The sequence below is a fragment of the Bartonella sp. HY761 genome, assembly GCF_026743145.1.
In the GTDB taxonomy this organism is placed as follows: domain Bacteria; phylum Pseudomonadota; class Alphaproteobacteria; order Rhizobiales; family Rhizobiaceae; genus HY038.
The window spans coordinates 1-15,131 of the sequence record NZ_CP104891.1; the positions used below are offsets into that span (position 1 = coordinate 1).

Annotated in this window: 12 protein-coding genes; 7 read left to right on the forward strand and 5 right to left on the reverse strand. The window is 38.8% G+C overall.

Annotated elements, in window-relative coordinates; all coding sequences use genetic code 11:
• Positions 1 to 467: 467 nt before the first annotated feature.
• From N6A79_RS15745 to N6A79_RS15775, 7 genes are all read left to right on the forward strand, one after another.
• On the forward strand, positions 468 to 983 hold the full coding sequence (locus N6A79_RS15745; RefSeq protein ID WP_263499734.1) for an Hcp family type VI secretion system effector: 516 nt from the start codon (positions 468 to 470) through the stop codon (positions 981 to 983).
• A gap of 331 nt (positions 984 to 1,314) precedes the next feature.
• The gene (tssI, locus tag N6A79_RS15750) at positions 1,315 to 4,038 is read left to right on the forward strand and encodes a type VI secretion system tip protein TssI/VgrG (RefSeq protein ID WP_326848734.1); all 2,724 of its coding nucleotides are present in this window, start codon (positions 1,315 to 1,317) and stop codon (positions 4,036 to 4,038) included.
• A gap of 9 nt (positions 4,039 to 4,047) precedes the next feature.
• A complete protein-coding gene (locus N6A79_RS15755; RefSeq protein WP_263499735.1) occupies positions 4,048 to 5,238 on the forward strand; it encodes a DUF2169 family type VI secretion system accessory protein in 1,191 nt (396 codons plus the stop codon).
• Positions 5,228 to 5,644, forward strand: coding sequence for a DUF4150 domain-containing protein (locus N6A79_RS15760; protein ID WP_263499736.1), 417 nt, complete (start codon positions 5,228 to 5,230; stop codon positions 5,642 to 5,644). Before N6A79_RS15755 ends, N6A79_RS15760 begins: the two co-directional genes overlap by 11 nt.
• Positions 5,645 to 10,381, forward strand: coding sequence for an RHS repeat-associated core domain-containing protein (locus tag N6A79_RS15765; protein WP_263499737.1), 4,737 nt, complete (start codon positions 5,645 to 5,647; stop codon positions 10,379 to 10,381).
• Positions 10,382 to 10,401: 20 nt separating this feature from the next.
• Entirely contained in the window at positions 10,402 to 10,695 is a 294-nt protein-coding gene (locus N6A79_RS15770; RefSeq protein WP_263499727.1) for a hypothetical protein, read from the forward strand.
• An 11-nt stretch (positions 10,696 to 10,706) separates the two neighbouring features.
• Positions 10,707 to 11,261: a DUF6939 family protein gene (locus tag N6A79_RS15775; RefSeq protein ID WP_263499728.1), complete on the forward strand. Its 555-nt coding sequence runs from the start codon at positions 10,707 to 10,709 to the stop codon at positions 11,259 to 11,261.
• 120 nt (positions 11,262 to 11,381) lie between these two features.
• Here N6A79_RS15775 and nadS read toward each other — a convergent pair whose 3' ends face one another.
• The 5 genes from nadS to N6A79_RS15800 form a co-directional block, all read right to left on the reverse strand.
• A complete protein-coding gene (gene nadS / locus N6A79_RS15780) occupies positions 11,382 to 11,672 on the reverse strand; it encodes a NadS family protein (RefSeq protein ID WP_263499729.1) in 291 nt (96 codons plus the stop codon).
• 2 nt (positions 11,673 to 11,674) lie between these two features.
• Positions 11,675 to 11,986 (reverse strand): type II toxin-antitoxin system RelE/ParE family toxin, encoded by a 312-nt coding sequence (locus tag N6A79_RS15785; protein WP_263499730.1) that lies wholly within the window; start codon positions 11,984 to 11,986, stop codon positions 11,675 to 11,677.
• Positions 11,987 to 12,048: 62 nt separating this feature from the next.
• Entirely contained in the window at positions 12,049 to 12,450 is a 402-nt protein-coding gene (locus tag N6A79_RS15790; protein WP_263499731.1) for a hypothetical protein, read from the reverse strand.
• Between the two features lie 105 nt (positions 12,451 to 12,555).
• The gene (locus N6A79_RS15795; protein WP_263499732.1) at positions 12,556 to 13,617 is read right to left on the reverse strand and encodes a replication initiation protein; all 1,062 of its coding nucleotides are present in this window, start codon (positions 13,615 to 13,617) and stop codon (positions 12,556 to 12,558) included.
• Between the two features lie 848 nt (positions 13,618 to 14,465).
• A complete protein-coding gene (locus N6A79_RS15800) occupies positions 14,466 to 14,666 on the reverse strand; it encodes a hypothetical protein (RefSeq protein WP_268547702.1) in 201 nt (66 codons plus the stop codon).
• Between the last annotated feature and the right edge of the window lie 465 nt (positions 14,667 to 15,131).

Below are 15,131 nucleotides of genomic sequence, written 5' to 3' on the forward strand. Positions count from 1 at the left end.
GAGGTTTTTGCGGTTGCGTTTGATGAAATTGATAAATATCAAGGATTTTTTATATTAGAATATTATTAATGTTCTAATAACTGCAAAAAATTGCAGTCGACTGCAAGTTTTTGCAGTCGGGTGTTTTTCTTTTTGTTATCTTATAGTTAGGTGCGGTTTTAGCTGTTTTGGGTGAATTTGGACTGCAATTTTTTGCAGTTATTAGTACTTGCTAATTATTGAATGTATGGCAACTAAAATTTATTTTTCTTTTTATTTTCAATTGCTTGGAATTTTATTTTTGTTGTTGCTCCGAGCTGGCATGAAACTTGCTTTGTATTTGGTGTGGGCAAGGGTTTTCATTTCTCCTTTGAACTTTCTTTGCTCACAGGACTGTTGGCTACCATCATTTTAAGCTCTCAATCGGGGGTAAAGTGCCGTCAGTTTTTAAAATGTAAGTTTGTTTGTTTATATAAAAGGATAAAGAAATGCCAACACCAGCCTATATTAAAATCGAAGGTACAACACAGGGTCCAATTACTCAAGGTGCAGCTTCTGAAGATTCAATCGGCAATATCTGGCAAGAAGGTCATGAAGACGAAATCCTCGTTCAGGCCATTGATCATGTTGTTACCATTCCTCGTGATCCACAGTCAGGTCAGCCTTCAGGTCAGCGCGTCCATAAGCCTTTCAAGTTCACAGCAGCTTTGAGCAAAGCAACTCCTTTGCTTTATAATGCGCTTACTTCAGGCGAAATGCTCAGCACTTGTGAAGTGAAATGGTATCGTACCAATACATCAGGTAAGCAAGAGCATTTCTTCACCACCAAGCTTACTGATGCGATCATTGTTGATATTGACTGCAACATGCCTCATTGCCAAGACCCAAAAAATGCTGACTTTACCCAATTGGTAACTGTATCACTAAGCTATCGTAAGATTGAATGGGAACATGCAGTTGCTGGTACTTCAGGTGCTGACGATTGGCGCGCACCTAAGGTTTAATCCTATTTGCAAAGAATGAAGCGTTCATCTGGGATTGAAAAATAAACGCTTCATTCTTGCACTTGCACCCTCATTGATAAGATCAGAGCTATGAATGAGGGAGTTAAGCATCGGCATGGCATGCGGGGTATAGCCATGCCGATGGATATTTAGCCATTAGGCTATGAGCTTAATGGCTTATTAATTTAAGTAATACTTTTTAAATAAAGACAATGGGGGCGTTTAGTTTTGTCCCATTGAAGGGAAGACTTGGCTTTTGTGGCTTTGTTTGACGTTTTAAATAATTCTGCTTTCAATACATCATCCGGAGAAGTGTAAAATGAATCCAATAATGCAACTTCCAAAACAATTCCAAGATCAGGATATTGCCTTTAGCTATTGGATGAAGGAAGCACCTAATGACACCTTTGTCGTCACTGCCTTTGCGGTTGACGAAGCGATCTTTGGTATGACAAAGATTGAAGTCATGCTGTCAAGCAGTGATGATAATATTGATTTGCAAGCCTTGCTTGATAGCCCAGGCACCTTAACTGTACATCATAAATATATGGAAACCTTGCGTCATTTCTCCGGCGTTGTGGTGGAAGCTGAGCGCGGTGACAGAGGTCATCACCGTACTGCTTATCGTCTTGTGCTTATGCCAAGTCTTTATCGTTTGGATCATGGTTCTGATTGTCGTGTATTCCAGACCAAGAAGGTTGGCGATATTGTTAAAGAACTGTTCTCAGAGCATGGCATTGACAATGTCATTTGGGATATTGATGAAGGGTCGCATGATGCCCGTGAATATTGCGTGCAATATCGTGAAAGCCATCTTGGCTTTGTTGAGCGTATTTTAGCTGAAGAAGGTATTTTCTATTACTTCGAGCATGATAAGGAAGGCCTGTTAAAGCTTATCATCTCCGACAAGCCCAATGTTTTGCATGATTGCCCAGGCTTAAAAGAGATTGAATATAATTCCTTATCATCAGGTTCAGTTAAGGGGCTATTTTGCTCTTCGCTTTCTTATCGTGAGAAATTGCGCGCCACAACGGTTGTGCAGCGCGATTACACCTTCAAGAACCCAGTTTATAATCAGGAGCATAAGGAGCGCACCGCTAACCCCAATGGTGAAAAGCATGATTATGAGCTTTATGATTATCCAGGTCGCTATAAGAAGGATAGTGCCGGTAAAGCCTTCACCCGTTATAAGCTAGAAGCAACCCGTGTTGATGCGTCGCTTGGCTATGGTGTATCTAATGCGCCGCATTTGCTGACTGGCCATGCGATTACCTTGTTTGAGCATCCAGATGATCGGTTAAACCAAAAATGGCGGCTCCTCACCATTCGTCATGAGGGCGTACAGCCACAAGCATGGGGTGAGGATGCACAAGGTATCGGCATGGCTGACACTGGCATTGTTGCACCGGGCTTGCATGGTACAACGCTATCGGGCTTAAGTTTTGGTACGACATCATCGCATAGCCCTAATCTGCTCACCCAGAGCTTAAACCGTCGCATGGGGCTAGCTATTGCAGGCAACAATAACGCAAGCGATAACGCCACCGTCTATGCCAATGCCTTTGCCGTGCAGCCATCGCATTTGCCCTACCGCGCCCCACAGACAAGCAAGCCTCTCATCGATGGCCCACAGATTGCAACCGTTGTGGGGCCAGAGGGCGAAGAAATACACACCGACCAATATGGCCGCGTCAAGGTTCACTTCCCATGGGACCGCCACAAAGACCCAAAAGCAGAGGATTCATCATGTTGGATAAGGGTGAGCCAAGCATGGGGTGGCGGTGAATATGGTAACCTTGCTATTCCGCGTATTGGCCATGAGGTGATCGTCGAGTTCTTAGAGGGAGACCCCGATCAGCCGATCATTATGGGTCGTACCTATCATGAAATGAATGTCTCGCCTTATAAATTGCCCGATCATAAGACCAAAATGGCGATCCGCTCTAATTCGCATAAGGGCAATGGTGGCTTTAACGAGCTTTCCTTTGAGGATGAGAATGGTCAAGAAAACATGTTCATGCATGCAGAAAAAGACCAAACAATCAAGGTTAAGAACAACCAGACACAGCGTATCGATGCCAATGCTATTCAAAATATCGGCGCTAATCAAGCGATTGAAGTCGGTAATAACGTCAACCATCAAGTTGGCGGCGGTATGAATACCGTCATCGGTGCCATTGGTGGCGCTGCATCAGGCATATTGGGTAATGTTTTACAAGGCCTTATGGGGCAATCAGCGGGGTTGTTACAACAAGGCATGGCAATTGCTGCTCAAGCTATGATGGCAAGTGCTGCAAAATCTGGCTCTGGCAGTGATAAGGGTAGTAGTGCGGTAAAATCAGCCGCAGCGACAGAACAAGCACCAATGCTAAAATCACCGGCACAAAAATCATCAACTCAAGGCGAGCAAACCAAACAGCTATCAACTCGTGATCAATTAATACAGGCTGGTGAAGATAGAAAAGCTGAAAAAGCCTTAGAGAAAAAAGGCCTTGAAAATATGATTAAGCCTTTATCAGATAGTGCAGAAGCCATTCAAAAGGAAACTGAAGGATTTAGCAAAATTTTATCAGCGGGTTCTGCCCTTGCCTCACTTGCTGGTTCTGGTGAGAAAATGGATATGTTGCGCGGTGCGTTAAACGTTGCCACGCAAGCTGGGCTTCGCTCTGGCGGTGGTGCAGGTATGGCAGCGGCAAGCTCAGGCCTATCACAAATCATTGGTGGGCTTATTGAAAAAGGTATCCGCAATACCACCGTCGAAAAGTTTGACAATAATACCATCGGCATTGGCTCAACCGAACAGGTGGGACAAGTTAAAGTGACAACTGTTGGCCATGTTCATACGGAAAAAGTTGGCAGTACAAGAGCTATCATGGCTGGAGAAGAATTTGCTGTTATGGTTGGTCCTGAAAAGGATGAAAATAATAATCCCATACCGCCAAAAGCTTTGTTGATTATGAAAGCGGATGGAACGATTGTTCTTAAAGGAGCGCGAATTTTTCTCGATGCTTCTGGGCCAATTGAACAAAAAGGTGAAATTATCAATCTCAATTAAAGTATTGTTATGCAAATCAAGAACCTAACACCATTTACACATTTGCGCTTTTCTAAATCTGATAATAAAGGTTTAGAATTTGGTGTTGTCGCATTAAAAGCAACTTATGTTTTTGATGATGATAGCAATTTGCAAATAAGTGACGAGCAAGAAGCCATTAATGCTGAAGAAAAGACCTTTGGTGCACCTGCCTTTTCCAGTTTGAAACAGCCAACGGATCTGGTGGGGTATAAACCATCAACTGATATCATTGTTAATGCAACGGCTTATTCGCCAAAAGGACAACCAACAAAGGCATGGAATGTTGGCTTTGAACTTATGGATGCTAATGGAGTAAAAATTCAAAAAACATTGCGGGTAACAGGTCCTAGATGGTGGATACCGAAATGGAAACGTACTTTAACCGATGATGAAAAAGCAAATTGGAGAGACTATAAACATCTCTTTGAGGGCTGGGAGTTATCTGAGCCTGAAGCTATTACTTCTTTGCCCATTCGATATGAATATGCATATGGCGGTAGTGTGCATAAAAGAAATGATGAAAATGATAATCCTATTATCGAAGCGTTTGAATATAATCCTGTAGGCCGAGGTTTTATTGACCCTGAGTGGAGTGATTACACTCAAAAAATTGCTGCCCCCCAGATTGAAGATCCTAATGATCTCATTAACGATCCCTATAAACAATATATGCCTGTAGGATATGGGGCTATTCAACGTGCGTGGTTACCGCGCCGTCCTCTTGGTGGAACATTTGACCAACATTGGATAGATAATATTTGGCCAAAATGGCCTCAAGATCACAACTTTGCTTATAATAATGCAGCAAGTTCTAACCTATGGGGACATGGCTTTTTAAAACTTCCGATAACGGTTCAATGTGTCAATCTTCATCCAATAAAAAGCAATTGGTTTTTTACCTTTAATGATTGCGATGTTCATGCAGTTTATCATTTAACTGATGAAACAGAATTTGGTGGCCAGCCTCGTCTTGATACAGTGCAAATCGATATCGAAGCAGACGATCCCTTTGATAATTATGCATTTTTAGTTTGGCGATTGATTTACAAACAAGATGAAACAGAACGTCTTATCATGGGTTTTTCTGATGACGCCCCAAATAATATTGAAATGAAAACGCCTCATCCTGATGATTGTGGCATTTATAGTGATGCATTGGAGAGACCTGATGGCAACTAGACCTGTTTCTGGCCGTATGGACGATTGGAATTATATAAGTGCGGTTGGGCCAGATGTTTGTTTAACCCCGATTGGTTCAGCTAAAGTGCCTGTAGCTTATGATTCATTTGTAACTTTTGAAGCAAGTGAGCGTACATCGAAAAGTGTTTACAATAATAAAAAAGAGGATTTTCAAGTCAATACACGGGCAAAAAAGATCCAAGGTCATGAACCAGGTATTGATAAGGGGGTGGTTGTCCAAGGCCACCAAAAATATGCAACAATCCGAAAAGGGTCTTCAACCGTTTTTTCTGAAGGTTGGCAAGTGGTGCGTGATGGTGATCCTGCATGGATTAATCGACCAGATAAAGGCGCAGTTGAAAAACGTAGTGCACAAACATCTGAAGTAATTGAACGGAATATTTAAATGGGATTATTTGATGATGATAATTACTTTCAGGATCGAAATATCGCAATACAATTAGGCCTTCCAGACGATGCCTATATTAATAAAAACTTATCCGAAAATGGAACCGTAAGCTATTATACCTATGGTTTCGGAGATGGAAATTTTTGTGTAGATACAAGCGAAGTAGGTACAGGTATAAAAATAAATACCTACGGTTTCCCGCAACAAAAAATTTTTCCTGAATTTTCAAATACTAATGGTGGATTTAGAGATTTAAGAGAAGTTATTGAAAAGAAAAAACGGGAAGAACTTCAAAAGAAATTATGTGAAGTTGAAACAAAGCATCGTGGCCCAGGAGAGCCAGGGTGTGAAATGGCTAATGCAGGTGCACGTGTTTTTACACGTACTGAAGACAATGATGTAACTCATCTTGAGTTAAGAATTGAAAAAATAGAAGATTTACTATCTAAAAAGAAAGCCTTAGAAAATTTAAGTGATAGAGAATATCAACTACAACGATATTCAAGTTTTATATATTTTGACTATCCCGAAAATCCTGCTGATGCCAAACAAAGAGATATTGCGAATATAAATTCGCAAATTGATAATCTTTTAGGAAATGAGCCTATTTATACTTTCAAAGAGAGTGTTGATGCATTCGCTCAAAATCCTAGGGTGCAGGGCGGCGTTATGGTGGTTGGAGGAACATTAGAAGCAGGAGCTGGTGCTACTTTAGCCACAGGAGGCGCCGCGACATCAGGTACAGGCGTGGGTGCACCGGTTGGAATTCCAGCAACAGTTGGCGGTGTAGCCTTATTTATTAATGGAATTGATATTGCTGCTACTGGTTTAAAAATGATTTTTACCGGAGAACATCAAGATACCCAAGTGAAGAAAATTGCAAAAAGCTGGAGCGACGGTACCCCTGAAGGGTTAGAAAGAGCTTCGAATTATGCAGATGGGTTTCAAGGGGGTATATCTTTAGCCGCAGGTTTTGTACCTATAACTATTGTATCCAAAACAATTAAAGTGGGAGAAACTATAGGCGACCCTGTTGTTGTCACGCGTGGTGAATATATAGAAACATGGGATGATTTTTATATTGAAGCAACCATTCCACTTCATGCAACACGCTATTACGGCAATCAATTTTATATTGCGGGTGGCCCATTAGGGCGTAATCGCATCTCACCTTTTGATGTTGTTTTTCGTGTTACGACTAAAAATACACTTGAATATTTTGATGAAGAAGGCAACCGCATTGGCTTTGATCGCCCGCATGGCATTGGCAGTGTTGGCAATGCGGCATTTCCTAATTATAGGCTTTCAGCGCCCCAATTGCGACATTTGCGCTTGCGTGATAGACGCGTCGAGAAACATTTTCGTCAATATAAGGATCGTCTCTACCGTCTTGAGAAAATTGAAGATTTAAACGGCAATAGCATCAAATTTATTCGTGATAAACAAGGAATATTGCTTGAGCTTCAGCATTCTGATGGTTTTTCTTTAAAGTTTGAAAATGATGCAGCGGGGCAACGTAGATCGATCAAATGGCTGGTTGATGGTGGCGAAGCGCATCTTGTAACTTATCATTATGATAATTTTGGTAATATGCTCAAAGCAGATTGCGAAAATTCTTTTTGCATTACCTATACTTATGATGAAAAAAATCGCTTAAAATCATGGAATGATCGAACAGGCCGCTCTAAAACTGTTTTCACTTATGATCATGAAGACCGCGTTATTCATACAGAGACAACAGGCCCTTGGAATAATGATATATTTGAATATGATAGGGAAAATCGTGTTAGCACCTATCGTCCAGGTGGCGGTGAGGTTTTTGAACGCTTTTGGTATGATGAAAATGAAAATATTTTAAAAGAACAAACGCCAATTGGCGCAATTAAATCTTTTGAATATGATGGTGCAGGCTTTAAAACATCTCAACAGGATGAAGCGGGAAATACCAGCAAATGGCAATATGATAATGCTGGCAATATCATCAATTTTACCGATGCTGAAGGGCGTTGGGCGCATTATGCTTGGAATGATTTTGGATCGCCCAATGTGGTGGTTGATGGTGAAGGGAATTCTTGGAAATATGATCATGATGGTGCAGGCAATGTCATTAGCGCTATTGATGCTGAAGGGCATGAAACGCGAATAGAATGGACACAAGCTGGGCAGCCGTCAATTATTCATTTTGCGGATGGCGGCAAAGAACAGCGTTTTTATGATCAACATCACCGTCTTATTGAAATTATTTTAGCAAATGGCGGTAAGGTTAGGCTCGAACGCGATATTTTTGGCCGCGTTATCAGTGAACAAAGCCCTGATGGCAACTTAACACGAATTTTTTATGACCACTCAAAAGGCAAAGAATTTTATCAACCAACGCGGATTGAGCGGCCTGATGGATCAGTCATTGAACGAAAATTCGATGCAGAAGGGCAAGCATCTCATGTAAAAGATGCGCAAGGGCGGCAATGGACCTATCATTACGGGCCATTTGATCTGCTTTTAGGCATGCAAGAACCTGGCGGCGGCCAGCTTTCTTTTGAATATGATGTTTTAAAGCGTTTAACCTGCGTTAAAGATGCGCTGCAACGCCAATGGCATTTAGAACGCGATGCTGCAGGGCGCATTATTCATGAATGTGATTTTGCCGGTCAAAACTTCTATTATCATTATGACGATGTTGGCAATGTTATTAAACGGATTAATGCCGATAATAGTTTTATCGAATATAGTTATGATAAAACCGGCCTTTTATTATTGGAAAAGGCTTTTTCTGCACAAGGTGATCTACAAGAGACCACTTCATTTGATTATGATGGCCGGCAATTATTAAAACGGGCAGAAAACGGCTCAAGCGTTATTGCCATTACCCGTGATAAAAATGGCCGTATCATACAAGAAGGCAGTAATGGCCGTAAAATTACCAGCCAATTTGATGCTATGGGCAGGCGCGTTAGCTATCAAATTGGCCAAAGCCTCACCAAGTTTTATCATGATCCCCTTGGCTCTTTAACGCAAATGGTCATTGGCAACCATAAGCCAATGGATTTCCAATATGATATTATGGGGCGTGAGACACACAGGCAGTCTCACGGTGGTTTTTCTTTAAATCAAAGCTATGATGCATTAGGGCTATTAACCAGCCAAGAGGCAGGTTTTGCCCTTTCCACCCTTGGTCGTGGGCTGGAGGGAGCAAGGGCGGCACAGTTGCGTGGGGTTGATGCAGTTAAGGCCGCCGCGCAAGTCAAACGCGATTATAGCTGGAACAAGGCTTTTGAACCGCTAAGCATTAAAGATCAACGTTGGGGTGAAACCAATTATTGCTATGATGATAATGGCCAGATTACCAAGGCAAATTCTAGCGATGGTAGGGTTGAACAATTTAACTATGACCCTGCACGTAATATTACTGGCTTTAGTGATGAAAATAATATTCTAAGCCATTGGCAACAAGCGAAAGGCGGGCGCATTACCGATGCCAAGGGCGCCAATGGTGAACATATTGCCCTTGAATATGATGCGTGTAACCGTATTATCAAACGCATTGTTACACGCAATGGCTTTCGCCCTAAAATCTGGCAGTATCAATGGGATGCAAAAGATAGGCTGATTGGCTGCACAACACCAACGGGGGAACGCTGGACATATCATTATGACCCATTCGGGCGACGTATTTTTAAAATTAATGCCAGCATTGCGCAAAAGGCATTATTAGCACAATCGCCCGAAATCACTGAGATTGAGAAGAACCGTGGTGCTTATCATGAAGATAGTCATCAACGCAGCAGTGGCGAACTATCAAGCGACACAATCGTAGGCACAGCCTATCTATGGGATGGTGATACCATTGCCGAGGAAGCACCGTTACAAGCAAGTGGTGAGGCTGATTGGAACAATGCCACCAAATGGCATTATGAGCCTGATACATTTAAACCAATTGCTAAAGAAACAGCAAATGGTGAACTGTTCTATATTGTCAATGATCATCTTGGTACACCGCGCGAAATGTTTAGCGAGGATGGCAAGCTTGTTTGGGCGGCGCAATACCGCACATGGGGCGCAATCCATAAAATCTGGCAAGCAGATAATGACAATGATATTTGTGGCCCTTACCCACCACCAATACGCGGCAATTTAGCATTCAAATACGATACGGTTGAAGCACAAGGAGCCCAAACCTGCCCCATCCGCTTTCAAGGCCAATGGGAAGATGCAGAAACTGGGCTTTACTATAACCGCTTTCGATATTATGATCCACTCACCGCGCAATATATCTCATCCGATCCAATTGGTTTAGCTGGCGGGTTACGCCCCAATGGTTATGTTCATAATCCCAATGCATGGATTGATCCGTGGGGACTAGAAGCTAAACTAAGTAAAGTATACAGGGTTATAAGGGCGGATGAGGACCCTACGAAAGGAATTACAGCTAAAAATCCTAGTAAGAGTTATACATTGACAGGTCATGTAAATACAAATAGCCGTCCTAATTATGGGTCACAGTTTATCTCTACAACAACCGACATAAATATAGCACGCAAATGGGCTGAAGCTACAGGAAATAGAATTATAGCAATTGATTTAAATCGTTATACAGGATCAGTATATGATGTTTCAACTAGAGCGGCTGCACAAAGCCTTCTTAAAGGAGTAAGAGCTCAAAATTTTGCGGTTAGTTCACGTGAAGTAATATTACATGGCAATATTCCGCCATCTATTATAACAGTTTTACCTTAATTTTATTTTAAGAGGAAAAAATGAAACTATTAGAAATTTATAATAAAAATCGATTTGGTGAACCGTTAACAGACAAGGATAAAAAATCATTACAAACTGGTCTGAAAAAAATAGTCGATAATTTATCTAAATCAGATACTTGTGAACCAAATGATGTAATATTATTTTATGAACATATACAAGCTATAAATATATCCTCCGATAATAATTGTTTAGATTATGAATTTTTTAGGTCATTGAATATGTTTATTAACGATTATTTTTATGATCATATGAAAAAATATTATGATAATTTAAAAGATGAAGAATATTAAGAGATAAATATATGGCTATTAAAATTATGAATAAAAGAGCACGTGTAAGTAGTATTGATGGCGAGAGTATTGTATTGGATGTGACATCGAAAGGGACACATCCTTGGATTAAGTTTAGCCCTTTTTTTCCAATTGGAAGAATACCAGTACCTTTTTCAGATAGCTACTTCTCATACACTGTGGAAGGCATCTGGCAAGGTCTTAAGGTTTTTGATAATGATGACGTAGATATAAAATTGTTTCAAAATCGTAGCATGAAACATATGAAGCGTACGGAAAGAAAATATGGAAAAACTAAAGGACATAGGAGGGGGGTTGATGGAGAAATAATCGATTATTTACAAGCTAAAAAAGATATTTATATACCATCATATAGGTATATACTCGATAATTATCTTAGCGAAGAAATTAAATTATTAAGAGATAATTACCATAATAAAGAAATTATATTATTAGATTATAATACATCGTCAGATCCTCTGTCTTTAGTTAAGCCTATATCTCACGCATATCTAATAAAATATTTTGTTGAAGGCGATAACGTTTTTGAGAGTAATCAATTCTGATTAAAATTGGCTGTTATTTTCTATATTTTTTTTCTTATAAACCATTATTAAAATAGACTTCTATTTTATTACCAGATAATTGAGTTATGAGAAGCCTAATATGATTTATCAGGTTGCTATTTATCCATTTAAGCTTTTTAGAACTACATCTGGCGCATTGGATGCTATTTTAAGTAATGCTGCGGCAGGTCCTGTTGGTTGGCGGCGATGCTGCTCCCAATTTTGTAACGTTCTTACGCTGACACGCATTAGGTGGGCAAACTCTCGTTGCGATAGACCTATTTTTTCACGCACTGTTTTCACGTCAGGTGACGCTACAGTGAAACGACGTGATGCTTCAGCTTCTCCTTTAGAGATAGCCTTCGCTTCTTTTAAACTTTGCATTAAATCATCAAATAAAGATTTTTCCATTTTTATAATTCCTTCACATAATCACGGATTAAAGCTACTTCTTTATCTGAAAGGGTATCTTTTTTTGATTTTGGGTAAATCAAAAGCATATAGATTTGCTCATCACTTGATTTCCAATAATAAATAATCCGTACTCCGCCGCTTTTGCCTCGTCCTGCTAATGCATAACGCAATTTGCGGATTCCTCCCCCACCCTTAATAATATCGCCCTGATCAGGAGTATCGGATAAAATGTTTTGAAGGCCACGATATTCATCATCAGATAATAGGTCTTCTAATAGACGAGTAAATGTAGGGGTTTCTATAAATTCCATCTCACTATATTATACGCCATTGGCGTATCTTTCAATTAAAAAGATAAGGTATGCAGTATTTTTTAAGTTTTTGACCAAAACCATTTGCGTTTTTTTGTTTTGGCTTGTTCACGCCATTCATCTCGATCGATTTTCAAATCATTGTTTAGTTTTTTTAAATCTTCGCACTGTTGTTTTACATCATCAATTTTATCAATCGCACCTTTTAACTCGACTTCTAGTACCGCAATTTTCATCTGCAATGCATAAACTTCGTTCGGACTCGTTTCGGAACTATTTATTTCAATTTCGGTATCTTTAACTTTAGTCAACCTATCAATTGGAACGCCAATTATTATTTGTTTACGATTATTTTTTCGTTTTGGCCAATTGTTTCGTCGCGCCTGAACCCTTACAGATTCAACGGTTGAAGATAAAGCAATGGCAGCATCTTTATAAGTTAAGAATTTATAGTCTTCATCCAAGTTTCGAAATCCGTCATAAATGGTTTATAAACAATTTCAATCATATTTCGAAACAGTTCATAAACGATTAACGCTATATTTCGAACAACTTATCAGGCTTTTTTATTATTTTACTGAAAGTTGATTTTTACAAAAGGTACGAAATGTCTTTTCAATATTTTTATTATCAAGAGGTATAGCCTTAGCTGAACACCAATATCTAAAATCATTCGCAACTAAATCTATATCGCGAACTGGAGCAGGCTGCTCTTCACGAGCAATTACACCCCATTTACTATAAGAAATAGAACCTTCTTTGGGAAAACTATCCATATTCCCTAAATTTTTAGATTTGCGAATATTTTGATCCGTGATGATAGTTTCTACTGTTCCTGTTCGTCGTGCTTTCCTACCAACTTTATGTTGGTCTAATTCACGCTTAACAGACACTTGATCATTTTTAACAGACCAAGAAATGTTAATTTCTGTTATAGTCCTACCGTTTTTTTTGTAATTAGTTTTTAATTTAAAGCGTGATAACTGGTTGATCTCTTCTATCGCAGCTTCAATTGCAAATCGTCTAAAATCAGCAAATCGTGTCATTTTTCCATTAGGAACACCAAGTAAAGCTCTCAATTCTGAAAGAGTAAAAGTCTTGGATTGAATATAATTTAAATTTACTAAACTCGCGATATATTGAAATAATAAAACTGAATATTTACTGCCAAGATTAAAAACCGTTTGTCTATCTAGTATCGCCCAATGATTAGATTTTTCAGCCATATCTACAAACAAACGACCAAAATACCAATTGATTAATGTATCTGTATTTGTCTCTAAATTATAGTTCACGACAGCACTATCAAGTAAACCACCAACCGTATAGCGCATAGCACCAGGTTCGTCATAAGTCAGAACAGCTGCTCTTAATTCCTCAAAAAGCGGCTTTAAACTTTCTTTATCGTGATGAGCCATTCCATCTATATTTCTAATATCAGATAAGCGCATTTCATGGCGAACAGGTTCTGCCATCTTAGCCCCTGCTTTAGCGATCATTAAGTGCATTAACTTTAATGCACGAAGACTTGGCGCATTATGCATATAAACGCCCCGTGCATACTCAACGGGAAGCACTGTTTTACTTTCATCATATGCACGGTCTGCTATTACATCAATTGTCTTTTTCATATGTGAGTTTTTAATGCATTTTTTTTCACATATCAAGTCACATTAACGGCCCAATTTCTCACATTAACGGCCCAATTTCTCACATTAACGGCCCAATTTCTCACATTTCAACTAATAAATCATTGTAATAATTAATAAATTTTCTCCTGAACTATATGAACTATATGAACAAGAAAGTTTTGCTACGCAAAATTTCGTTAAATTTAAAAAAATAAATGCAAATTCAGATAAAAAATTAAATCAAAACTCAAAAATCAATTTACACTTTTTGTGATGATTATCTGTTCATTGGAGACTTTGATGAGTGTAACGATGACAAGTTACATTTCCTGCTTCATTTACAAATACGATTTTTAGACATTTGAATTTAGCATCTATGGATTTCCTAAAACCACTTAATTCTTGTAAATTTTCCCAATTTTAACAGATCAAAAAAATCGCAAAAGTTACGCTTTGTTTTACATTTGTTTTACAAACGTATAATTGCGCCTTCAAAAGTTTTCATTTTTAAAATTGAATAATCTTTAAAACTTGAAGCTATTGAAATGTATTTTTGCTTTTGAATAAGAGGGGGGCAGCAAGGTATATGCTATAAATACCTCTATTTGAGCTGTAGGCGCGTTTTCGTTTTTTAAATGGGAATTGTATTAATTTATTTTGGTCGCGCTCTACGGGCATTTAAATGGCAAATAAACTATATCTAATCAGCTATACGGTAGTCAGCAGGATTATAATCAAATCTTAGCTTGTCTGGATGGTTCACAATTGGCATTTTTCGTTTTTTTAACTTCGCCATTGACCATAGCAGTTTTAGTATTTGAATTTTCAACTTTGGTTAAAGGCGTTACCTAATCTTGATTTTTATATTGCTTGATAAATTTTGATAATGACTGTTGGGATATCTGAATTGAACAATCTTTTAAAATTTCGTCCAAGATCATTTTTTGCGAATATTTTTGATCTAATAATTTAAAAATAAGGTCTTTATTGCGATATAGGACTACGCGTACAGCACCCCAGGCAACTTTATCATTTTTGTTCATTTTCATGCAAACTTCTTCCATTTTATTGTAAATTATTGTACTTCAGTAAAGTTTATATATTTTTATTTAAAGTAATTTAAACTTGTTGTAAATTTTACAAAATGGAAGAAGTTTGATCAATATTGAAGAAAAAAACTTTTAGTGAGTGTGGCAAGATGTGTAATGTAGCGCTACGCACAAAACATTACTCCTAACTTATTCGCATAAATGCTCAACGTCTATCTTGCTCTACGAGGTTTAGTTGCTCACGCAACGATAACATGAGCGGGGAATTGTTAAACAATTACTCATAAAAACGGCCAATATATTTTCGGCCTTGTAAGCCAATTAGCTGGTTGTGGCTTAGCTTTAATTTTCAGGGGCAGTCTTTAGTAATTTGCAATTTGCATTTAGTAATTAGTCATTTGCAGAAAATTTTAAGCGGCATTGCAAGAAGGTTTGTTTAAAGCGGCTTAATATTGGCTGTTTTCT